The organism is Bacillus sp. CCNWLW194 (assembly GCF_037120585.1).
Taxonomy (GTDB): Bacteria; Bacillota; Bacilli; order Bacillales; family Bacillaceae_G; genus Bacillus_A; species Bacillus_A basilensis.
Genome location: NZ_JBBBBL010000009.1, coordinates 254,123 through 277,544, shown reverse-complemented (window position 1 = coordinate 277,544; position 23,422 = coordinate 254,123). Strand labels below are relative to the sequence as shown.

Annotated in this window: 22 protein-coding genes and 1 riboswitch; of the genes, 11 read left to right on the top strand and 11 right to left on the bottom strand. The window is 37.5% G+C overall.

Going from position 1 to position 23,422, the window contains the following annotated elements; all coding sequences use genetic code 11:
* Positions 1–76 precede the first annotated feature (76 nt).
* A complete protein-coding gene (locus tag V7S50_RS21460; RefSeq protein WP_060632903.1) occupies positions 77–2,005 on the bottom strand; it encodes an LTA synthase family protein in 1,929 nt (642 codons plus the stop codon).
* Positions 2,006–2,551: 546 nt separating this feature from the next.
* On the opposite strand from V7S50_RS21460, the gene V7S50_RS21455 reads away from it, so the two are divergent.
* Both V7S50_RS21455 and V7S50_RS21450 read left to right on the top strand, forming a co-directional pair.
* On the top strand, positions 2,552–2,917 hold the full coding sequence (locus V7S50_RS21455) for a YkvA family protein (RefSeq protein WP_242254993.1): 366 nt from the start codon (positions 2,552–2,554) through the stop codon (positions 2,915–2,917).
* A gap of 50 nt (positions 2,918–2,967) precedes the next feature.
* A complete protein-coding gene (locus V7S50_RS21450; RefSeq protein ID WP_048528112.1) occupies positions 2,968–3,459 on the top strand; it encodes a metal-binding protein in 492 nt (163 codons plus the stop codon).
* Between the two features lie 69 nt (positions 3,460–3,528).
* On the opposite strand, the gene V7S50_RS21445 is transcribed toward V7S50_RS21450, so the two are convergent.
* The gene (locus tag V7S50_RS21445; RefSeq protein ID WP_242254991.1) at positions 3,529–3,846 is read right to left on the bottom strand and encodes a DUF4870 domain-containing protein; all 318 of its coding nucleotides are present in this window, start codon (positions 3,844–3,846) and stop codon (positions 3,529–3,531) included.
* A 297-nt stretch (positions 3,847–4,143) separates the two neighbouring features.
* On the opposite strand from V7S50_RS21445, the gene lldP reads away from it, so the two are divergent.
* The gene (gene lldP, locus V7S50_RS21440) at positions 4,144–5,805 is read left to right on the top strand and encodes an L-lactate permease (RefSeq protein ID WP_242254988.1); all 1,662 of its coding nucleotides are present in this window, start codon (positions 4,144–4,146) and stop codon (positions 5,803–5,805) included.
* Positions 5,806–5,876: 71 nt separating this feature from the next.
* Positions 5,877–5,992, top strand: a riboswitch (TPP riboswitch).
* A gap of 114 nt (positions 5,993–6,106) precedes the next feature.
* Positions 6,107–7,867: a phosphomethylpyrimidine synthase ThiC gene (gene thiC, locus V7S50_RS21435; protein ID WP_242254986.1), complete on the top strand. Its 1,761-nt coding sequence runs from the start codon at positions 6,107–6,109 to the stop codon at positions 7,865–7,867.
* A gap of 101 nt (positions 7,868–7,968) precedes the next feature.
* On the opposite strand, the gene V7S50_RS21430 is transcribed toward thiC, so the two are convergent.
* Positions 7,969–9,327 (bottom strand): arsenic transporter, encoded by a 1,359-nt coding sequence (locus V7S50_RS21430; protein WP_063221829.1) that lies wholly within the window; start codon positions 9,325–9,327, stop codon positions 7,969–7,971.
* 189 nt (positions 9,328–9,516) lie between these two features.
* Here V7S50_RS21430 and V7S50_RS21425 point away from each other — a divergent pair, with 189 nt between their 5' ends.
* A complete protein-coding gene (locus V7S50_RS21425) occupies positions 9,517–9,669 on the top strand; it encodes a hypothetical protein (RefSeq protein ID WP_242254984.1) in 153 nt (50 codons plus the stop codon).
* 44 nt (positions 9,670–9,713) lie between these two features.
* Here the strand turns inward: V7S50_RS21425 and V7S50_RS21420 are convergent, their stop codons facing one another.
* Together V7S50_RS21420 and cydA are read right to left on the bottom strand one after the other, a co-directional pair.
* Positions 9,714–10,739 carry a cytochrome d ubiquinol oxidase subunit II gene (locus tag V7S50_RS21420; protein ID WP_098557032.1) on the bottom strand — a complete coding sequence of 342 codons (1,026 nt, stop codon included), beginning with the start codon at positions 10,737–10,739 and terminating at the stop codon, positions 9,714–9,716.
* Positions 10,732–12,087, bottom strand: a complete 1,356-nt coding sequence (gene cydA, locus V7S50_RS21415; RefSeq protein ID WP_336376473.1) for a cytochrome ubiquinol oxidase subunit I — start codon at positions 12,085–12,087, stop codon at positions 10,732–10,734. Before cydA ends, V7S50_RS21420 begins: the two co-directional genes overlap by 8 nt.
* A 254-nt stretch (positions 12,088–12,341) precedes the next feature.
* Between cydA and V7S50_RS21410 the strand changes: the two genes are divergently transcribed.
* A complete protein-coding gene (locus V7S50_RS21410) occupies positions 12,342–12,491 on the top strand; it encodes a hypothetical protein (protein ID WP_002174240.1) in 150 nt (49 codons plus the stop codon).
* Positions 12,492–12,582: 91 nt separating this feature from the next.
* Complete coding sequence (locus tag V7S50_RS21405) at positions 12,583–13,668, top strand: transcriptional regulator (RefSeq protein WP_242254978.1); 1,086 nt, start codon at positions 12,583–12,585, stop codon at positions 13,666–13,668.
* Between the two features lie 46 nt (positions 13,669–13,714).
* Here V7S50_RS21405 and V7S50_RS21400 read toward each other — a convergent pair whose 3' ends face one another.
* Positions 13,715–14,599, bottom strand: a complete 885-nt coding sequence (locus V7S50_RS21400) for a LysR family transcriptional regulator (protein WP_242254977.1) — start codon at positions 14,597–14,599, stop codon at positions 13,715–13,717.
* A gap of 135 nt (positions 14,600–14,734) precedes the next feature.
* Between V7S50_RS21400 and V7S50_RS21395 the strand changes: the two genes are divergently transcribed.
* A complete protein-coding gene (locus V7S50_RS21395; protein ID WP_242254976.1) occupies positions 14,735–16,735 on the top strand; it encodes a YhgE/Pip family protein in 2,001 nt (666 codons plus the stop codon).
* A gap of 39 nt (positions 16,736–16,774) precedes the next feature.
* Here the strand turns inward: V7S50_RS21395 and V7S50_RS21390 are convergent, their stop codons facing one another.
* The 3 genes from V7S50_RS21390 to V7S50_RS21380 form a co-directional block, all read right to left on the bottom strand.
* Positions 16,775–17,155, bottom strand: coding sequence for a VOC family protein (locus V7S50_RS21390; RefSeq protein ID WP_063221823.1), 381 nt, complete (start codon positions 17,153–17,155; stop codon positions 16,775–16,777).
* 42 nt (positions 17,156–17,197) lie between these two features.
* On the bottom strand, positions 17,198–18,355 hold the full coding sequence (locus V7S50_RS21385) for an acyltransferase (protein ID WP_242254974.1): 1,158 nt from the start codon (positions 18,353–18,355) through the stop codon (positions 17,198–17,200).
* Positions 18,356–18,581: 226 nt separating this feature from the next.
* Entirely contained in the window at positions 18,582–19,799 is a 1,218-nt protein-coding gene (locus V7S50_RS21380) for a dicarboxylate/amino acid:cation symporter (protein WP_063221821.1), read from the bottom strand.
* A 224-nt stretch (positions 19,800–20,023) separates the two neighbouring features.
* On the opposite strand from V7S50_RS21380, the gene V7S50_RS21375 reads away from it, so the two are divergent.
* From V7S50_RS21375 to V7S50_RS21365, 3 genes are read left to right on the top strand one after another with little or no spacing between them, the layout of a single operon-like run.
* On the top strand, positions 20,024–20,326 hold the full coding sequence (locus tag V7S50_RS21375) for a PTS sugar transporter subunit IIB (RefSeq protein WP_063221820.1): 303 nt from the start codon (positions 20,024–20,026) through the stop codon (positions 20,324–20,326).
* A 14-nt stretch (positions 20,327–20,340) separates the two neighbouring features.
* Complete coding sequence (gene celB / locus V7S50_RS21370; RefSeq protein ID WP_242254973.1) at positions 20,341–21,642, top strand: PTS cellobiose transporter subunit IIC; 1,302 nt, start codon at positions 20,341–20,343, stop codon at positions 21,640–21,642.
* A gap of 9 nt (positions 21,643–21,651) precedes the next feature.
* Positions 21,652–21,969, top strand: coding sequence for a PTS lactose/cellobiose transporter subunit IIA (locus V7S50_RS21365; protein ID WP_242254958.1), 318 nt, complete (start codon positions 21,652–21,654; stop codon positions 21,967–21,969).
* A gap of 110 nt (positions 21,970–22,079) precedes the next feature.
* Here the strand turns inward: V7S50_RS21365 and speD are convergent, their stop codons facing one another.
* Both speD and V7S50_RS21355 read right to left on the bottom strand, forming a co-directional pair.
* Positions 22,080–22,451: an adenosylmethionine decarboxylase gene (gene speD, locus V7S50_RS21360; protein ID WP_242254955.1), complete on the bottom strand. Its 372-nt coding sequence runs from the start codon at positions 22,449–22,451 to the stop codon at positions 22,080–22,082.
* Between the two features lie 27 nt (positions 22,452–22,478).
* The coding region (locus V7S50_RS21355; protein ID WP_336376472.1) for a polyamine aminopropyltransferase at positions 22,479–23,422 on the bottom strand (944 nt) is incomplete at its 5' end.

The following is a 23,422-nucleotide window of genomic DNA, read 5'->3' as shown; positions in this document are numbered from 1 at the left end:
GAGTCCATATAAATATAGAACTCAGGTTGCTTAGTTGCGCTTTTTAAATACTGTCTACTTGACAGGGGTCACTCCATTACTCAGCGCTCTTCTTTTCTTCTTTAATAGCTGTCTTTACTTCACCAGTTTTGGTCTTGTTGCTTTCAGAGAAGCGAAGTAAGTCACCTTCAATGATTTTGTCAGACATGTTTAATTCATTTTGGGCACGATCAATGAGTGGTTGAGATTCTTCTTTTGGTAATTGTACAACTTCGCCAGTATTACGATCGTAAAATGTACTGTTCGTGTACATGTACTTATCTGTAACGAAGCTACCGTCACGAAGAACAACAAATCCTTTATTTTCTGGTGAGAATACATCATGACCAAATTGAATTTGATTCGTAGAATCTACACCAAGTAAGTTTAGAATTGTTGGTTTAATGTCAATTTCACCAGTTGGTTTTGAAATTGTTTTACCTTCTTTTTGACCAGGAACGTGAATAAACATCGGTGTTTTTTGTAAGTTCATATGGTCAAATGCAGTAATTTCTTCTTTTCCTAAGAACTGTGCCATTGCACGGTTATGGTTTTCAGAAATACCATAGTGATCACCGTAGAATACGATAACTGAGTTGTCGTAAATACCTTCTGCTTTTAGACGCTCAATAAAGTGTTTCATTGCTTCGTCTAAATAGCGAGCAGTTACCATGTAACGGTCAAATACGCCATCACCAGAATTGTATTCATCGATTAATTTCGTACTTTCATCATAAGTGAATGGGTAATGGTTTGTTAACGTAAGGAAGCGAGTATAGAACGGTTGCTTCACTTCTTTTAACATATCGATAGATTGATCGAAGTATTCGATATCTTTTAATCCCCAATTTAATTTTGTTTCTGGTGTAATCTTGTAGTCAAGTTCGTTGTAGTAACGATCATAACCAAGTGCTGGATACATAATGTTACGGTTCCAGAACGTTGCGTTGTTCGCGTGGAATACCGATGTGTGATATCCTTGCTCACGTAAAATTTCTGGAGTTGCTGTATATTCGTTATTACCATGTGTGAAGAATACAGCACCACGGTCTAGTGGATACATTGAAGTATCTACTAAGAATTCAGCGTCAGATGTTTTTCCTTGACCAGTTTGATGGAAGAAGTTATCAAAGTAATAACTTTCTTTCGTAAATTGGTTTAAGAATGGTGTAACTTCTTGTCCGTTAACTGTTGCACCAATTAAGAATGTTTGTAATGACTCAAGAGATACGACAATTACGTTTTTCCCTTTTGCAGTACCAAACATATTTGGATCTGGTTTGCTTTGCGTTGTTTTTACGTAGTTCTCTGTTTCCTGTAATTTACTACCGTCAGCAAATGCTTTTTGTGAACTTGATTTTGCTTGTAAGCCAAGATCATATACTTGGTGTACATATAAACCTAAGTTTTTAACAAGCATAACGCGGTCGAATGAACGTGTTAATAGTTCTGGACGTTCAGCTTCTGCCAGTCCTAAGTTTGCGAAGAAAATAGCAATTGTTGACACGAAGTATAGGGAACGCATTGGGCGTGCTACACGTTCTGTCGGTGCAAAATTCTTCATCTTCTTCAATAAAATGAAGAATACGATAATATCAGCAAATGCAAGGATAATTTTGTAGTTAAACAATTCTTTTACACTAGAACCTAAACTTCCGAAGTTAGATGTTTGTCCTAGTACTGGTAAAGTAACGAAGTCATTATAGAATCCGTAGAACATTACGTTACCAACAAGAACGATTGTTAAAACAAAACTAATTCCAAGTGCTATATAGTTACGTTTTTTCCCTTTTGCAAATAATGCAAGACCAACAAGCAGTAATGATGCTGCTAATGGGCTAAGGAATAAAATGAATTCTTGCATGAAAGATTCAAGTTTTAAATCAAAGCTTGTGCGTGTAATAAGGTATGTCTTCAACCATAAGGCTAAAGCTACGAATACAGTGAAACGCACATTTTGAAATTGTGATTTCAAGGTTTCTTTCATTCATTTCCACCCTTTCTCTATCAGGCTTGGTCGATTTTGGAGCGAAAAATGCTAAAATAAAAAATACATAGTTTGCTTGGCCATAATTAGAGGTTCTATATTCACCCATATACGACTATAACTATGCATACCCTTTTGGTTTCTTGTGTTGCTCATAAGCATAACGTCATTTCTGTATTATACAACAAAATTCATTTCTGAGAAACACTATAACATTTTACATTTTTTGTATGAGATTTGTCACTACCAGAGAAAACTTTAACATTCGTTTATATGTCCGTCAACTAGAAAATATAACAAAGGTAGAGCAGAATGTTAAGTGAAAGTGAAAATTTTCTTTGTTGAGAAATAAGAAATGACAATGGGTAAGTGGTTATCTAGAAACCTATTATATGAAGGGAAGTATGCAAAAATTAACGAACACTTGTTCTTTTTTGGTTTGTTTGTTACAATGAAAGTTCATTGATAGATTATGTGTAATTTTGATGAACTTTTACTGATAACATATTGTAGCTTATTTTTTTAAAAAAATAGGGAGGCTTTTACATGGAACAAAAATTTTCAGTTGAAGCGTTTTGGAAGAAAGTAAAACATGTTGCAAAGCAAGCAGGGCAGTCGGTCATTTATGCAAGTTTATTATTGTTTTACGTTTTGCAGAAACCGGATGTTCCAAAACGAGTGAAAATTATTGTAATTGGAGCGCTTGCTTATTTTATTGCACCGATTGATGCGATTCCAGATTTCATTGCTGGAATTGGTTATACGGATGATTTAGGGGCGTTAATGGCTGCACTATTACAGGCGTCGTTATACGTCAATGAAGATGTGAAAGATAAGGCACGAGTGAAGTTGGAAGAATGGTTTGGTTCGGATATAGACACATCCTTTATCGATCAGAAATTAGATCAATAGGTGAGAACTGTCATATGGTGACAGGGCGAACGTAAGCGAGGAAGTGCATTATGCCATCAGGAAGAACGCATACGAAAATAAACTTAATATCCCTTCCGGTTGTTTTGTTTCTGCTCTTTTCGTATGGATTAACAAATTTTGATTTTTTATTAACTTTTGCAATTGGCTTTTTAGTAGGGACTTCATTTTTAACGCCGGATTTAGATACGTATAGTAATGCGTATAATAAATGGGGATTCCTGCGTATATTTTGGTATCCGTATAAGAAGGTCATGCCGCATCGCTCCTTCTTTACACATACAATTATACTTGGTGATGTAATTCGTATTGCATACATGTTAATTGTGTTTTCTCCGTTTTTATTCCTATTAAATGTAATCGCACTTGACGGGAATTTAATAGAAATTGCGAAGAAACATGAGGTTGAAATTGTAACGTTCGTAATGGGAATTGTTGTGGCAAGTACGCTTCACATTATAGCGGATAAAGTGAATACGCGCCGCAAGAAAATGATGAGAAAAAAGAAGAAACGCAGAAGATAAAAAAACCGTCCCAAAAGGTATTTTGGGACGGTTTTTTCTTATTAATCAAACGTTTGTTTAAAAAAGAAATTAAGCTTTCAGTACTTTAATGCCTTTCACAATGTTCCAAATGAAGTAGTATAAGCTAATGATTCCGCAAATACATAAGACAATCATTGTACCGATCCCCAGTGTTACGTCTGGTTGATCAGATCCAAGACCCATAATTCCTAAAATAGTTACGCCAATGAATGTAGCGATACTTGGAATAATGTGTGTCCATAGAGCACGTTTTGCATGTGGTTTTGTTTCAGCATCGCCTACAATCCACACAATAGTAGGGAATAAGATAGGGGCAAATAATACACTAAAGTAAGATAAAGCTGCTAATATTTTGTTTCCGTTCATATATATCACCTCATAAATAATGTCCGTTGTTATACTATTATTATGCAATAGTTTTGACAAGCTTACTATCGATGAACATTACAAGAACGTGACGATTTTGTAAGATTTTCTGGTGAAATAATAAAATTTTCAAAAAAATCTTTTTTAATGGAAATTGTTATGGTACAGTATAAATGAAAGTTATTGAAAACGTTTTCTTAAACGTTTTTTTATTTTTAGGCTTAAAGGTATGATGACCTGATAGTCTACTGATGAGGTTATTCTATTTAAAAGGGGATTCTTTAGGGGGAGAGAACAATGAACACATGGACACAAGTTTATGATCCGTTCGGAAACATTTGGATTTCGGCAGCGGTCGCACTTATTCCGATTATCTTTTTTTTCTTAGCTTTAGCAGTTTTCCGCATGAAGGGGTATGTGGCAGGATTTATTACAGTTGTACTTACAATTTTAGTGGCGTTATTCGCTTATAAGATGCCGTTCACGATGACGATGGCAGCGACCGGATATGGTTTCTTATACGGATTATGGCCAATTGCTTGGATTATCATTATGTCGGTATTTTTATATAAAATTTCTGTGAAAACAGGTCAATTTGATGTGATTCGTGCATCTGTATTATCCATTACGAATGACCATCGTTTACTCGTTATTTTAATCGGTTTTTCATTCGGAGCATTTTTAGAAGGGGCAGCAGGATTTGGTGCACCAGTAGCGATTACGGCAGCACTTCTGGCAGGCCTTGGGTTAAATCCTTTATATGCAGCGGGTCTTTGTTTAATTGCAAATACGGCACCAGTAGCGTTCGGGGCGATGGGAATTCCGATTACAGTTGCTGGACAAGTAACAGGTATTGATCCACATAAAATCGGACAAATGGCTGGACATCAATTACCGTTTCTATCATTATTTGTTCCGTTCTTTATCGTATTTTTAATGGATGGATTGAAAGGGGTAAGACAGACTTGGCCTGCTTTACTTGTAGCGGGTAGTTCGTTTGCAATTACGCAGTTCATTACAGCGACATTCTTAGGACCAGAACTTCCGGATATTACGTCAGCACTTGTAAGTTTAGTTAGTTTATCGTTGTTCTTAAAAGTATGGCAACCGAAAGAAATCTATCAATCCGGGCAAGCAAATAGTGAAGTAGCTGCAACAACAACGGCGGCATCGATGCCGAAATTAACGTTAGGAAAAGTTGTAAAGGCATGGTCTCCATTTATCGTATTAACGGTTATGGTAGTTATTTGGAGTCAAAGTTTCTTTAAAGCATTATTTGCTCCAGGAGGCGTGTTAGAAAGCCTTGTATTTAAGTTTGAAATTCCAGGCTTGCATAATTTGGTAATGAAGGCAGAGCCTATTGTAAATAAAGCGACGCCTTACGAGGCAATTTTGAAGTTTGATGTATTATCAGCAACTGGAACAGCGATTTTAATTGCTTGTCTCATTTCCATGTTTATTTTGAAAATGAGTGTAAAAGATGCAGTAGTAACATTTAAAGAAACGTTAAGCGAATTGAAAATGCCAATTCTATCTATCGGATTCGTATTAGGATTTGCATTTATCGCAAACTATTCTGGTCTATCTTCTACACTAGCATTAGCACTAGCAGGAACTGGCGGACTATTCCCATTCTTCTCACCATTCCTAGGCTGGATTGGCGTATTCTTAACAGGTTCCGATACGTCAGCGAATGCATTATTCTCAAATCTACAAGCAATTACAGCACAACAAGTTGGTGTATCTGAAGTACTTCTCGTTGCAGCAAATACAACGGGTGGTGTAACAGGAAAAATGATTTCTCCGCAATCAATTGCAATTGCTTGTGCGGCAGTTGGACTTGCTGGAAAAGAATCAGATTTATTCCGCTTCACAGTGAAGCATAGTTTATTCTTTGTAATTATTGTTGGTATTATGACGTATGTACAGGCATATTATTTAACGTGGATGATTCCATAAGTAACAAAAGAAATAAACTTTGCATTTTTCAGATTATCGTGTATGATGGGAAAGTATTGAAAATTAAATCAGTGATAAACTAGGGGTGCCTAACGTATGCGTAGGCTGAGAGAGAAGCGCGTGATCTTCTTAACCCTTTGGACCTGATCTGGCTCGTACCAGCGTAGGGAAGTTAACGGCTTTACATAATGATGTCTTTTATGAGCCAGGTCCTTATTTTTTTATGGACCTGGCTCTTTTTATTTTGGCATACGCTGGCCATATCTCGTCCTTGTCACGAACAGGGGAGGCAACAAAGGTTATGAAACAATCTGTTTCAGCTGAGCAAATTGAATTGAAATCGAGTTTACCAGGGAGTAAGAAAGTATATGTAGATGGACCACGCGCAGGTATGAAAGTGCCGATGCGTGAGATTGAACAAAGCGAAACGAACGGCGTCTCAAATCCGCCAATCCGTGTGTATGATACGAGCGGTCCTTATACGGATCCGGCGTATAAAGTAGAGCTGGAAAAGGGGATTCCAACGCCGCGCCACTCTTGGATTCTAGAGCGCGGGGATGTAGAGGCATATGAAGGGCGCGAGGTGAAACCAGAGGATGACGGTGTGAAAGTGGCTTCGAAACATACACATATTTTCCCGCAAATGGATCGCCAGCCGCTTAGAGCGAAGCAAGGTGCAAATGTTACGCAAATGCATTATGCGCGTAATGGCATTATTACGTCTGAGATGGAATACGTTGCGATTCGTGAAGGCGTAGAGCCTGAGTTTGTTCGTAAGGAAATTGCAGAAGGTCGTGCCATTTTACCAGCGAATATTAATCATCCGGAAGCGGAACCGATGATTATCGGGCGTAATTTTCACGTGAAGGTCAATGCAAATATCGGAAACTCTGCTGTATCTTCTTCTATTGCAGAAGAAGTAGAGAAGATGACGTGGGCAACGCGCTGGGGTGCAGATACGATTATGGATTTATCTACAGGTAAAAATATTCATACGACGCGTGAGTGGATTATTCGTAACGCGCCTGTACCAGTTGGAACTGTACCAATCTATCAAGCACTGGAAAAAGTAAACGGAATTGCAGAAGATTTAACGTGGGAAGTGTATCGTGATACGTTAATTGAGCAAGCGGAGCAAGGCGTGGATTACTTTACGATTCATGCCGGAGTATTACTTCGTTACATTCCAATTACGGCAAAACGTACGACGGGTATCGTTTCACGCGGTGGTTCAATTATGGCGCAGTGGTGTTTATTCCATCATAAAGAAAACTTTCTATACACTCATTTTGAAGAGATTTGTGAAATTATGAAGCAGTATGATGTTTCGTTCTCTCTCGGAGATGGATTACGTCCAGGTTCAATTGCAGATGCAAATGACGAGGCACAATTCTCTGAGCTTGAAACACTTGGTGAATTAACGAAAATTGCTTGGAAACATGATGTGCAAGTGATGATTGAAGGGCCTGGGCATGTACCGATGCATTTAATTAAAGAGAATATGGAGAAAGAGCTTGATATTTGTCAGGGCGCGCCGTTCTATACACTTGGGCCGTTAACGACAGATATTGCACCAGGTTATGACCATATTACATCGGCAATTGGAGCTGCGATGATTGGCTGGTTTGGAACGGCGATGCTTTGTTATGTAACGCCGAAAGAACATTTAGGATTGCCAAATAAAGATGATGTTCGCACGGGGGTTATTACGTACAAGATCGCTGCACATGCAGCTGATCTTGCGAAAGGGCACAAAACGGCTCATCAGCGTGATGATGCACTTTCAAAAGCTCGTTTTGAATTCCGTTGGCGCGATCAATTTAATTTATCTTTAGATCCTGAGCGTGCGATGGAGTACCATGATGAAACATTGCCAGCAGAAGGCGCGAAAACGGCTCATTTCTGTTCCATGTGTGGACCGAAGTTTTGTAGTATGAGAATCTCACATGATATTCGTGAATACGCGAAAGAAAATGATTTAGAAACGACAGAAGCAATTGAAAAAGGGATGAAAGAGAAAGCGAAAGAATTTAAAGACACTGGTAGTCATTTATACCAATAACACGTTACACCTCTTTACTTGATTGATCACACTGTAGTACCTAACTTAAATATAGAAGAAGCCCCCTTTGCTAAGACGGTAGCAAAAGGGGCTTCTGTCGTTTATAAGGCGAAGAAGAGGTGTACCCAGTAGTATAAGAGGAATAATGTGACGACTGTTGTGAGAGGAATAACGATAAGGGATACACTTAAATAGTCTTTCCATTTTACTTTAATTTTGTTTTGTTTCAGTATATACATCCAAATGAGGGAAGCTAGCGTACCGATTGGTAATAATAGTGAACCGATGTCACTACCGATAATATTTGCGAGATAGATAGTTTTTAATGTGACTGGGTCTAGTCCCATTTCTGTTAACGTAATGGTACCAATCATAAGTGCAGGGTGATTATTGAAGATGTTAGAGAGGAGGGAAACAAGTCCGCCCATTGCAAAGCTAGCATAGAGTAGATGCTGACTTACAACTGGTTCGAGCCAATTTACAAGTGCTGTTGTTAATCCTGCGTTGTGAAGTCCGTAAATAATGACGTACATAGAGAAGGCGAAAATTAAAATGTGCCACGGTGTCTTTTTCAAAATGTCGACAGGATTTGTTCGTAAGTAGTACCATCTCCAGATGAGAAGAACGAGTGAGCCGAGTACGGCAACAATTTCAATTGGGATAGATAAGAAGGATGCGACGAATAGAAGACAGCGCATAAGGAAGACGAAGCCTAATACTTTCAACATAAATCTTGTCCGTTTTTGTTTCGTATCAACAGAATTTTTTCCTTTTAATGGATGGAAGTTTTTTGTGAAGAACATTTCTTCGATATCATATGAAGAAACAGGTAATCTTTCTGGTAGTTTTTTCTTTAAAACTGTGTACATAAGCCATGACATAAACAATAGTCCTAATGTTGCAGGTACAAACATCATAGCAGTATGCATATAAAGAGTCATATTTACGATATTTAATGCGATTAAGTTTACGATATTACTTACACCAATTGGTGCACTAGATGCAGTAGCGATTAAAGCACCGCTTAATAAATAAGGGATTTGTTGATGGGGTTTTAATTGAAGATTTTTTAGGAGAAGAATTAAAATTGGAGTTGTAATTAAAATACTACCGTCGTTATTAAATAAAAGAGTCATAAGAAAACATAATAATTGAATATACCAGTATAAACGGCGACCAGAACCTTTTGCTAAATTTGCAAGTTTCGCTGCGGACCAGTGGAAGAAGCCGAAGCTTTCTAATATAACCGCCATAACGATGGTCGCTAATATTGTTATGGAGGCACCGCCAATTTTACTGATAATGTCCATGACGTCTGGTTTTGATACAAGTCCAGTAATCAGGATAATGCCAGCACCAATTGCTGCCGGCCACGCCTCATTTAAACCACGGGGTCGCCAAAAGACAACAATCATTGTTAAGAAGAATACAATAATAGTAATCCATATTTCAATGCTCATATTTTACCTACCTTTCTACTTTTCCTTAAACCAATGTAGCTTGTCTCAAGGTCTGTATTGATAGTATATTCAGCAAAAAATAAGAAGAACTAGGCATATAATGGAATGAAGTGAATATGTGTTTTTCAAGCTAAAGGACAAGTGTCACTACTAGTGAAATAACTATTGTGAGAGGAGTCTATAAATTAGTTGGGCAGTAAGATAGTAAATGAAATTTATATGGGTGATTATGGAGATGTATTGGCGCAACTCAAAATATATCAGCGATTATTGGAAAATATCGGCGCAACTCAAAATATATCAGCGATTTTTAAAATATATCGATTTACCGACAAAACATGACAAAAGGAGTCCATCCCAAAATATCTTTTGGAACAGACTCTTCATTATTTTTCCTTCAAAAAAGTTCGATCCTTCAAGAATAAATTCCAGAAGAAAATAAATCCTGGTAACAAAATTGCAATTCCAATTGCGTATAGAATAAGCAATGCATAGAATGTTTCTGTCGTTGTAAAGCTTGTAAATACAGTTACATCAGGATAAATAATATATGGTAAATGCGCGACACCGTAAGCGTAACTTGCAAATGCATATTGAGCGACGACTGCTAAGACGGCAATGCGAGGGTATCCTAGTGTATCGTACTTCTTGTTTGTCCACCAAAGAGAAGAGTACCCGATAACGAATAAAACGATAGAAACTGTAAACCATGGGAATTGCTTTATTAGCCCTTGCATAAGCCAGTGTGTTTCCGGATCCATTACAACGAGTGCGATAATCGCCGTAACGAGTGTTGCAGGACCAAGGATGATAGCGTTTCTTCTATAAATTTTATATGCATCTTCTGAACCTTGTTCTCTCGCAAAATCAGCAAGAAAGAGAGATGATAGAAATAGTTCCGAAGTTAGTCCGAAGAGCATATAACAATAAATAACAGGACTAGAAAGAAGTTTTCCATACAGGAGTACTTCTTTTCCTTCAGACATTGTAATATAGGCACCTTCTGTAACGGGTAAAACAGTAATTAATAGAGCTGGAATTAAGAGCCCTGTAATACCTGAAATAATACGAAGAAGGTGTTGGTACTTCGGCAGAGAATAAGCAAATACCATAAATGTACTGCGAATTGCCACGAGTACTAAAATTAACATAACGGGTACGAACATTACTGTCGCAAGGGTAAAGGCTGCTTTAGGAAAGAAGCCAAGAAATGCGACAACGACAAAGACGAGAAACGTATTTGTTACTTCCCAAGTTGGTGATAAGTATCGATTGGCAAGCTTGGCAGCGAGCGTTGGATGTTTTGCGTATACCATGCCCCAAAAACCTGCTCCAAAATCGATGGACCCTAATATACTGTATACGAAAATAAGAGCCCATAAGATGATGATTGCAATACTTTCCTCATGCACTAGAATCGCCTCCTTCGTGATGTAAATCATTTGTAAGCGGATGTTTCTTAAAGAATGTCCGTAGCACAAAAACTGTTAAAATACCGAGTCCAATATATAAAATGATGAATAGAATAAATAAAGGACCGACGAAATCGGCGCGTGTAGAAGCGTCAACTGTACGTTGCATACCATAAATGGTCCACGGTTGACGACCGCTACAGCTGAAAATCCACCCGAATTCAATACCGAGCAACATAACCGGTCCACATGCGGCAGCTCCCCAAAGAAGCCACTTCGGTAATTCTGCTCCTTTTTTTCGGTAAACAAAGTACCAATATAAGAGGGCGATTGCTGCAACTGCAAAGGTAAAGGCAGCGGTGCCGACCATTAAGTTAAATAGTGTATGTGTGTAAAATGGTGGCCATGTTTCTTGTGGAAATTCTTTTAGACCTTTTACGACAGTGCTAGGGTCTAGTCCCACTAGTAGGCTAAGCATGTTCGGAATTTCTAGTGCATAGTTTAGTTTAAGTATGTTAGGATCTACAACTCCGCCAATTGATAACGGTGCATGCGATGTCGTTTCAAATAAAGCTTCAGCAGATGCTAGTTTTTCAGGGGAATGCTTATGTAAGGCAATTGCCGATTCGTGTCCCGAAAGCCACATCGTAGCGCCTGTAATAAATGTCACAACGAGTCCTAACAGTAGCCCTTTTTTATGATAAGCAATTTCGCGTTTACTTAAATTCTTCTTTAATAATTTAAATCCAGCGATAGAGGCAATAACGGCAGCTCCAGTTGCGTAGGCAGTAATAACAACATGAAATGCGCTTGTGCCAAAACTCGGATTAAAGAAAGCTTTCCAAGGATCAACGTTAAAAACTGATCCATCTGGTCCCATTGAAAAGCCCGCAGGTGTATTCATCCATGTATTTGCTGATGTAATAAGCACGGCGGATGCCGTGGCACCAATCATGACGAAGAATAGCGAGATTAATCTCATGAATGGAGGTAGTTTGTCAGCTGCATATACATAAATGGACATGAACAAAGCCTCTAAAAAGAAGGCGAAAATCTCAATTTGAAAAGGAACAGAAATAACCTGCCCAACAATTTTGGCAAAACCAGGCCAAAGAAGTGAGATTTGCACACCAACAATTGTTCCGGTTGGAATTGCTACACCAAGAAGGATGGCAAATGCTTTTGTCCATCTTTTCGCCATAATGGCGTAGTCGGAATCTTTCTTCCAGTGAAAGAGTATTTCACTTATAAAAATCATCAATGAAAGCCCAACACCAAGTGTTGCAAAGATAATGTGGAATGCTAGTGAAGAACCAAAAAATGCTCTTGCTAATGTTACCGTATCCATATGTAAACTCCTCTTCTTTTTGCCATTATTTTCTGATTGAATTGGAAGATTTATTCAAAAAAACTACCAAAAATATATATGTATTTAAAAAGTGGATATGGTAATATAATGTTTGAATATTCTAAACAGAAAGAAATTAATGTTTAATAATATTTTGTTTGTTTTTTAGTAAAGAATATTTTATAATCTTTTATGCGAACATAAGTTCTGTTTTTCGAGGTGAAGAAGTTTATGTGAAATGGAGAGGATGTTTTATGTATCCTGAAGTCATTAAAAAGATGGCATTTTCAAAAGAGCATAGAGATTTATTATTGAAGCTGTATAATAAAGAGATTACGCGTCGTGAGTATGATCGACTCGTGGAATCGCTATATAGACCTTCTAAAGAGGCTTGTGAGGGATAGAGGTACGGGAGACAATCTAATAGATTGTCTTTTTTAATTTTACGTATGTTCTGGTAAAATTAAGGCTAGCCTTATTAGGGAGGTGAAAAGATTGCGGAAACGTGTATATATAGGGATTGGAGTTATTCTCTTAATCGCTTTAGGTGGAATTGTATTTTGGTCAGCTTTGCAAGGAAACCGTACGGAACATTTTATCTTAAGACATATGGTAAATGAAAATGGGACGCTTGCTACTTATCGTTTAGGGGATAAAAAGGCAGGTACGGGTGAAGCGAAGGGCCGTGAAGCTTTATCAGAATCGGCAGGATTGTGGCTACAATATACATTGGATAAAGACGATCAAGCGTTATTCGATGAACAAGTTAAGGTTATTCAAAATAACTTTGTACATAAGGACCAAATTGTTTTATGGAAAATCTCTGAAAAGGGAGAAATGCAGTCAGCTACAAATGCACTTATAGATGATCTTCGTATTATAGAACAATTATATCGCGCTTATGAAATGTACAAGGAAGAGCGTTATAAAAACTTGGCAGATCAATTGAGTGACGCTGTAATTCGTTATAATAAGAAAGATAAGTATTACGTTGATTATTATGATGCAGATGCAGGGAAACAAAATAATTTTGCAACTACATCATACATAAATCCGCACGCATTCTCGTATATGAAAAAGTACGGGAAAGTTTCTGATCAGCAATATCAGGACGTGGTTCAATTTTTAGCGGATTACCCAAGGCATGGCTGGGCATTCCCGAAAGAGTATAAAGAAGATGGTACTTTTACGTACGATAAAGAAGTGAATCTTATTGACCAATCATATGTTGCATATCATCGTAGTTTAGGTGGTCTTTCATCAGATGCTTACTTGGCATTTATAAAGAAAAAATTCCAGGAGGATGGAAAGCTATACGGTCGTTACAATTTAGAAACGGGAAAACAAACTGTGAAGTATGAATCGCCAGCCGCTTACGGATTAACGATTTTGTACGTACTACAAACAGGTGATACAAAGTTTGCGAAGGAATTGTATGATCATATGGCCACATTCCGAAATGACAACGTATTTAGTAGATATTACGGTGGATATGTAACAGGCGAAAATAATAATACGCATATTTTTGATAACGTACTACCACTTTTAGCTGAAATGGAATTAGAGAAGAGTAATAAATAGAAGGTGCCATCCTATGGGAATGGCACCTTCTATTTATTGATATAATTTACGTCCTAATATTGGAGAAGTATTCAATCACAAATTTACGAAATTGCTGAGCAGTTTTCGATAAGTAGCGTTTCTTCGACCAACTTAAGCCGATGGTTCGCTTACAATTTGGTTCAATAATACGTAACTTATTTAATGCTAAAGTAGAGTTTTTTAATAAAGTTAAACTTGGGACAAAGGCGATGCCGAGACCTTGCTTAATAAGGTCACTAATCACGGTTGGTTCATCTACTTCAAAAGCGATATGGGGCGTGAAACCAGCTTCTTTACAAAATTCATCCGTTAAGTGCCGAAAACCGTAACCAGTGTTCATACTAATAAATGGTTCGTCTTTTACTTCATGCAGATGGATACTTTCGCGGCCTGATAAACGATGACCTGAAGGGACGACTAAGAAAATTTCTTCCGTAATAAGTGGTTCCCAAATAATTTCCTCGCCTTCAATTGGCACAGAAGAAATGCAAAAGTCGATTTCTATATTATCTAGTTGGCGTTTCATAGAAGGAGTAGATGCGAGAAATTGCTGGAATCGAACGTTAGGATGTTCTAGTAAAAAAGAACCGAGTAGTTCTGGTAATATTCTCGGAATAGAAACTGCCAGTGTAATAGAGCTTTGTTGTAATTCAGCTAAATCTTTAATTTCTCTTTCGCCTTCACTTAATTCATGAAAAATATGCTCTACTCGTTTTAAAAATACTTTCCCAAAAGAGTTTAACGTAATCTGTCGACCTTGGCGATCAAATAACGGGACGCCTAAGTCCTTTTCTAATCTAGCAATTGTTTTGCTGAGCGAAGGTTGCGCAATATGCAATTCTTCAGCAGCTTTTGTCATATGCTCTAATCGTGCGACTGTCTGAAAGTATTTTAGTTGAAGAAGTTCCATTTTGACTCTCCTTTCTATAGACCAAAAGGAATGAATTGATAATTAAAGATGTATTATACAGTATGAAAATGGACGTGTATAGTAAATCTGTTAAACCATTCTAATGGTGTTAAATTAGGAGAAGGAGTATGTTTCATGAAGGGAATTAAACTTATATTTAAAGATTGGAAAGCGATGTGGCACCATAAACATGGACGTATCGCTTTAATTTTTTTATTAATCGTTCCTTTAATTTATTCAGGATTCTTCTTAGCTGGATATTGGGATCCATACGGACGATTAGATAAATTACCTGTTGCGATTGTAAATTTAGATAAGGGTGCTGCGATGGATGATAAAACAATTCATGCAGGAGACGATTTTGTAAAAAATTTAAAAGAGAATAAGGAATTAGCTTTTCATTTCGTATCAGAAAAAAATGCTGATGAAGGGCTAAAAGAAGATAAGTATTATATGGTTGTTACGATTCCAGAGGATTTCTCTAAAAAGGTAAGTACACTTATGGATGAGAAACCAGAGCCAGCGCAGCTTCAGTACAAAGTAAATCCAGGTAAAAACTTTGTAGCAGCGCAAATTGGAACGACAGCTGTCGAAAATATGAAAACAAAAATCTCAAATAGTATTACGAAATCTTATACAGAAGGTGTCTTTTCAAAGTTTCAAGACTTAGCACAAGGATTGAATGATGCAAGTAATGGTGCTGAGAAGTTACACGAAGGAACGACAGATGCAAGAAATGGAGCAAATGAGCTTGCAGATGGTATTCATCGTTTAAGTGACGGGACATCAAAAGTGAAAGAAGGAAGTGACAAGCTTGCGTCTAGCCAATCAGCTTTAATTGGGGGAGCAAACGAGCTGAGTAAAGGAGCGACATCACTTCATAGTGGTATGGAGTTATTAGCGCAAGGTGAAAAAACATTACAATCAGGAGTTAGTGAATTAAGTGCTGGTACAAATGAATGGGTGAATGGAAGTGAGAAGCTTGCTGAAGGGCAAGTAAAAGCGGATGATGCAGCTAATAGTGTAAACCAACAATTAGAAGCGTACGTGAAAAGTCATCCGGAAGTGCAGCAAGATCCTGCTTTTCAAAAACTCGTTGCTACTTCTAATGGATTAGCTAAAGCAACAAACGCTTTAAATGGTGGCCAACAACAATTGACACAAGGTGCGAAGAAGCTTGCGAATGGTCAGCATAAGATTGAAGAAGGTATGAATACATTCGGAGTTAAGTTAAATGAAGCTACTGCTGGAACGAAAAAGATAGCAGATGGTGCTTCGAATGTAGCTGATGGATTTACGACATGGGAAAATGGATTTACATCATTACAAGAAGGTGTAAATCACCTTGCGAGTGGCGGAACAGAGCTGAATCATGGTGCTGGGAAGTTAACGAATGGACTTGTTAAACTTGACGATGGTGCGAAAGAACTTTCTACGAAATTGGGAGAGGGCGCAGAGAAGATAGCGGATGTTCGCAATGATGATGCACGCAATACGATGTTCTCAGAGCCAGTTCAATTAGTGAAGTCAACAGTTTCTGACGTACCTAACTACGGTTCAGGTATTGCGCCATATTTCTTATCCCTTGCATTTTATGTTGGCGGAATTATGGCATCGAATATTTTACCGCTTGGTCGTAGACAAAATATGAAAGTAAGCGGAACGGTACACTTTATTAATAAACTAGGGTTGGTATATTTAATTGGACTTATTCAAGCATTACTAGTGGATGTGGTTGTGCTAGGAGTTATGAAATTAGAAGTTGCAAGTGTGCCGCTTTTTGTTTTATCAAGTATTGTTATTTCCTTTACGTTCATGACATTTATTCTTATGCTAGTAACGGTTTTTGGTCTTGTTGGAAAGTTCTTAGCAGTAACGCTTCTTGTCCTGCAATTAGCGACGAGTGGAGGTACCTTCCCGGGAGAATTAAATATAGCTGTTCTTAGCAAAATCGGACAGTTTCTTCCAATGTCTCATTCTCTTAGAGGATTACAAGATGTTATCTCTTTAGGAGATTGGTCGCAATTACAAATGCAAATTTTAATATTGTTATGTTACCTCGTGGTTGCTGGCGGAATTGCTTGGATTACGAGTCATATACAGCATAGAGAAACGAATGCAGAACAAGTTTCTTAAATTGAAAGAAGCTATCCGATTTTTTCGGATAGCTTCTTTTTATTTGCGTTCCATTACCGCAAAGTAATTATTTTCATGATCAGCAAAGTTAAATGCTCTACCAGTAGGTAAATCTACAACTTGTCCAACTGTAACACCTTTCTCAGAAAGATCTTTATACAGTTGATCCAAGTTATTAGCGAAGAACATAAGTGAAGGAGTACCTAAGTTTAATTCAGGTTGCATCTTCGCAATTAACGCTTTATCGTGAAGGACGATGCTTGTTCCTGCTTCTTTTGCTGGCGCAATTTCAATCCAGCGAAACCCTTGTCCGTTATTTTCTTCCGCAATAATTTGGAATCCTACTGTCTCAGTCCAAAATTGTACGGCTTCATCTTGATTATTTACATATAACATAATTTGTCCAATTTGATTAATCATAGGTGTATCCTACTTTCTTTTCTTGTATGGAATTTTATTATATCAAAGATATGGTTTGCATACTTTTTTGTGATGTTTCCGAAGTACGATCTTCGCCCATTTCATATTTGTTGTAGGAGAAGGTCCTGTAATCCACGTATGAAGTGGTAGTGTACTGCAAATGACCATTGCTGAAATCGAGATTGTGGCTGTGATTGTAAATAATAATAGGCTATATAATACTGTGTTTTCTTGCAGTGTGAATAAAGAAAGAAATTTTGTACATAGTTGCAGGAAGAAAAAGTGAGCTAAATAAGCACCATACGTGTAATTCCCGATAAATCGTAAAGCTTTATACAAGAAACCACGTCGCTGCACGATTGTAATAGATAGCACGTAAAGTATGATAATTTCGCATACGATATATAAAAACATAGATGGTTTTAAATAAGTCGAAACGGTTAAATGAATAGAGTTTGCTCCGTAAAAACTAAATAACTCATAATTGATGAATAAAAATAAGATGAAAAATAATATTGTGATAAGCGGGATATGTTTCATGACAAATAAACGCCACGTTTTTAATGCGACAGCAGCGATTCCTCCCATGACGAAATAGAATGAGTAGAAGAAGAAGGAACGATCTGTATAATGTAAAATGGTTGAGCTAGTTAATTTCTCTCCATTAAAAATGTAGTGCGAAGAATACCACATTAATAGGAAGTATAGACAAGCAAAGATGGTCATATATTTATATATGTCTTTTTTATTTTCTGTTCGTTTTTGAAACCAATAAAATAGTGTGCACAGTAAAGGAAACAATAAGTGAATTTGGAACATCATAATTACGTACCAAAGATGGGGTGCGGCTGTTCCGAGTAATACACTTTTTATTCCGCTTTGTATTGTAATCATATCGTTCGTTGTTAATAAGTAAAGAATAGACCAGAAGAAATAAGGAATGAGTAAATGTGCGGCTTTTTCATAAATATATTCTGTGTAGGCTAGTTGCTTCGTATATTGTCGAATTAAATGAAAGCCGACGATAAATATGAATGCAGGTGCTGAAAATTTTGCAAGGTTGAATAGCATGCCCATAATGAGGGATTGCTCAAGTAAAACATTTCCTTGATTCATTGTATATAATAAGGAACTTTGCAAAACAACAGCAAGGAATGCAATGCTTTGCAAAACTTTAAATTCTGGTGCGCTTTGAGTCATTATGTCCATCTCCTTTTCCATACATGATTATAGTACGGAGTAAGGATAATGGATGTGGAATATTTGTGAAGATTTTAACAAATTTGTGGCAAGAGGATATATCTATTATAACTTCAAATATATCAACGATTTTTTCGATATACCGACGTGTCGACAAAGGATATCGACTTATTAACAAATAACGACAAAAAGAGGATGCTCCAAATGGGCATCCTCTTTCTATCTATTAAGCAAATTTGTTTTTGATCCAGTTCTTACCTTCTACAAGGCGAGCTGTCATTACGGCACAAGCGTTATCTGCTGTTACGTTTAACATCGTTGCAGGAGGATCAATGATTGTACTAATTGCTGCGATAATTGGTAATGCTTCTGGCGGGAAGCCGTATAGAGAAACGATTAACATTTCACCAATCATACCGCCGCCTGGAATAGCGCCCATTACTGTTCCTACTAATAGAGAAACAACAAGTGCGATTGCCAATGTTTTTGGTCCTTCGAATTCCATGTTGAAAATACCGAATAAGAAAGCAATTTTTAATACGCCACCTAAAACAGAGCCGTCTTTATGAAGTGTAGATCCAAGAAGGACAACTGTTTCACGAACGTCAGAAGAGATACCCATTTTCTTCGTTGCTTCTAAGTTCGCTGGAATACTAGCAGCACTACTACAAGTTGCAAGTGATGTAACTGTAGGAGAGACCATGTTCTTCCAAAAGATTTGAACACCTTGTTTGCGACCTGCAAGGTATGCATAGAACGTGAAGAATACAAAGAAGTAAATTAGAGATGCTGGATAGTATACCATTGCTGCTCGGAAATAAGTTCCAAGAAGTTGTGGTCCGAATTCACCAACTAATGCTGCGAAGTAAGCAGCAAGTCCGATTGGAGCGTAGTACATAATGAAAGATACAACTTTCATTGAAATTTCTGCACCAGCTTGTAGGAATGTAGCGAATGGTTTTCCTTTTTCACCAACTGCTGAAGTTGCAATTCCCATTAAGATAGAGAAGAAAATAAGTGCTAACATATTTTCACGAGATAGTAACTTTGAGAAGTCAGATACTGTTAGAATACCAACAATTTGATCAGCAACACTAACAGCTTTGTCAGCCTTGTCAGGTTGTGTTAGTTCTAATACAACACCTTGTGCTGGCGGGAATACTTTCACGACAATAATCATAAAAATAGCAGCTAAAATACTTGTAAATAAGAAAGTCCCAGCCATACTAGACATAATTTTACCGAAACGTTTTAATCCATCCATATTAGCAATAGATGATGCGATGCTAAAGAACACTAACGGTACAACAATCGTAAACATTAAGTTTAAGAAAATGTCACCAAGCGGCTTTAAAGCAACTGCATCGGCACCCATGAAATAACCAATGAAACCACCAATTAGGATAGAAGATAATAAAATAAGTGGAAAGCGATATGCCTTCATAAATATATCCTCCTATCAATTATAAAAAATCATACTGAATCATTATATCGAGTTAGAGCCTTCTTTACTAGAAGAATACTGATAGATGGAATAGCGTGAAAACCGAGAAATTTTTGTTTTTAAGCTCGGCATACAGCAGGAAATCTAGACATATATATTTGTAACCTAGTGGTGGCAAGGGGTGCACTATAACTTAGGTTAAGAACAAGGGGGAGGGAAGCGAGATGAATATTTTGCTTTGCTGTGCAGCGGGAATGTCTTCCAGTTTGATTGTTACAAAAATGGAGAAAGCAGCAGAGGCAAGAGGGATAGAGGTGAAGATTTGGGCAGTATCAGGTTCTGAAGTAAATAGCCACATTGATGAAGCGGATGTACTGCTACTTGGACCGCAAGTACGTTATTTATTACCGAAAATGAAAGAATTATGTAAGGAGAAAGGGATACCCGTTGATGTCATTCAATCTGTCCATTACGGGCTTTGTAATGGAGAAGCTATCTTACAAGCAGCTTTGTCAATGAAACCATGAGGAGAGTGGGATAGATGATACGGTTTTTAGAAAAGTATGTGATGCCGATAGCAGGGAAGGTTGCAGAGCAGAGGCATTTGCAAGCGATTCGTGATGGAATTATTTTGACGATGCCTTTCTTAATTATTGGATCATTTTTTCTTATTATTAGTGCTTTACCAATACCAGGATACAATGATTTTATGGCAAGTTTGTTTGGGGAGAATTGGCAGAGGGCTTTGGGGTATCCAGTTAGTGCAACTTTTAATATAATGGCTTTAATAGCTGTTTTTGGAATCGCTTACAGGCTTGGGGAGTATTATAAAGTGGATGCTTTAGCATCTGGGGCATTGTCGCTTGTGACGTTTTTACTTGCGACGCCATTTCAAGTCGCATATATTATACCAAGTACAAAAGAGAGTGTACTTGTAGAAGGTGCTATCCCAGCAGCATTAATGGGAAGCCAAGGGTTGTTTGTAGCAATGATTATTGCACTTATATCTACTGAACTTTATCGGTTTATTGTACAAAAAAAGATAATTATAAAGATGCCAGAGACAGTTCCACCAGCTGTGACGCGTTCATTTGCGGCACTTGTTCCAGGATTTATTGTTGTAACGGTTATTTGGATTTTACGCTTAATTATAGAAAATACTTCTTTTGGCAGTATCCATAATATTGTAGGGCAAATTTTACAGGAACCACTTAGTGTACTTGGTGCTAGTCTTTGGGGCGCAATAATAGCAGTTATTCTCGTTCATGTTCTTTGGTCGTGTGGAATTCATGGTGCTACTATTGTTGGTGGTGTAATGAGCCCCGTTTGGTTGTCGTTAATGGATCAAAATCGAGTTGCTTTTCAAGCAGGGCAAGATGTACCAAATACGATTACCGCACAGTTTTTTGATTTATGGATTTATATGGGCGGTTCCGGTGCAACACTCGCTTTAGTTGTAGGAATGTTACTATTTGCGCGAAGTCAGCAATTAAAAAGTTTAGGGAGATTGTCAATTGCGCCTGGCATATTTAATATTAATGAGATGGTAACTTTTGGTATGCCGATTGTAATGAACCCAATTTTATTAATTCCATTTATATTGGTTCCAGTTGTGTTAACAATTGTTTCTTACTTTGCAATGGAATGGGGATGGGTAGCTCGGCCGAGTGGAGCTGCTGTACCTTGGACGACACCAATTCTATTTAGTGGATATTTAGGATCGGGCGGGAAAATTTCAGGCGTTGTTTTACAACTTGTTAACTTTGCGCTTGCATTCTTCATTTATTTACCGTTCTTAAAAATATGGGATAAACAAAAGGTAGCGGAAGAAAAGGGGGAGTAAAGAACTAAAATGGATACGATAGAGACGAAAGCTTTTCATTTAATTTTGCATGGGGGAAATGCGAGAAGTTGTTCAATGGAAGCAATTGATTGTGCAAAGCGTGGAGAGTTTACAGAAGCAGAAGCAAAATTACAAGAAGCGTTAGAGGAATTAAAAGAGGCGCACCGTGTACAAACGGAGCTCATACAGAAAGAAGCTGGTGGTGAAAAGACCGAAGTTACTCTTCTAATGGTGCACGCGCAAGATCATTTAATGAACGCGATTACGGTGAAGGAATTAGCGAGTGAATTTGTAGAATTATATAGGAAGATGTTAGCGACTGAATGAACCTTGCGTATGCAAGGTTTTTTTATGTATACGTCTGTACCATCAGTGGAGGGTTCGTCCCACTGATGGTATTTACAACCCTCCTTTTTACAAATGAGTAAGAGTGATATTTAATCGGTATTTACAATCTCTCCTATACCACGAATTAGTTTTTTTATATGCATCTCATTTGGTTTTAATATACTTACGATATAATCAATTGCTATTTGCGGTTCAACGGTTGTACCGCACGTATAACAATCAATGGCGGCAAAGTTTTTTTCAGGATAAGTGTGAATAGAAAGGTGGCTTTCTGATAGCAAAATTAATACAGTAACGCCATAAGGCTGGAATTTTTTTTTACTTACGTTTAAAACGTGCGCACCAGATTGATCTGCAGCGGTAACTAAATGATGTTCTAAAAAGTAAATATCATCTAATAGGGGAGAATCCACTCCCCACAAATCTACTATTATATGCTTACCGAAAGTAGAATATTCCATAAAATAGCACTCCTTACCATAATATCGTTAAAACTCCATTTCCTGTTTGTAACATTCATGTAGGATCAGATTCGATTCTGAGTTTAAAAGAGCGAGATTACGTTGTTCTAAATGTTCTTCTTTAAATTGAAATAAAGGAGAAAGAAGAGAAGGTAATGTTCGAGGAGATGGCATTACGTATAATTGCTCAATTTGATCGAGTACATAAGCAGAATTAGCGGCAATATGAAATCCCCAGTCAGTTCCGAAAGAAGGAACGATTGTATGATAACTTTTCACAGTTAATCCAGCATGTTCAATTGTGTTACCGATACTCCAATATACTAGAGGCGCATCAGCAGGTGAATTAGATTGGCAGACGAACGCGCCGTCTTCTGTTAAGAATGTAGCTATACGAGCAAAAAGTTCGCTTGTATATAAAGTACTTAACAACTCTGTCGCTGGGTCTGGAAAATCAATAATGATTACATCGTATAAAGAGGAAGGAGTACTGAGAAACTCTTTTGCATCACATACGTGTGTATTTACACGATTATCAAAAAATGCGCTTTTGTTTAAAGAAACTAATTCAGGAACATTACGAGCCATATCAATCATCGATCCATCTAAGTCAACAAGATCCACATGTAGTACAGTTTCATATTTCAAAACTTCTCGTAAAGCAAGACCATCGCCACCACCTAATATGAGAACACGTTTTGGATCAATTACTTTTGACATAATTGGATGTACAAGTGCTTCATGATAAATTTGCTCATCGACGGAACTAAATTGTAGTTGCTTGTCCAAATATAAACGGATATCGCTTACTTGTAACAAAGTAATATTTTGATAATTGCTTTGTTCCGCAAATAAATTTGTATGTTCACCAGTTTGTATTTCCTTTAAAGAAATTTCATCCCACACATCTAAGCTGTGTGAATCTGTGGGAACTATGACTACACTTTCCGATTGTACTTGCTTGTCCTGAT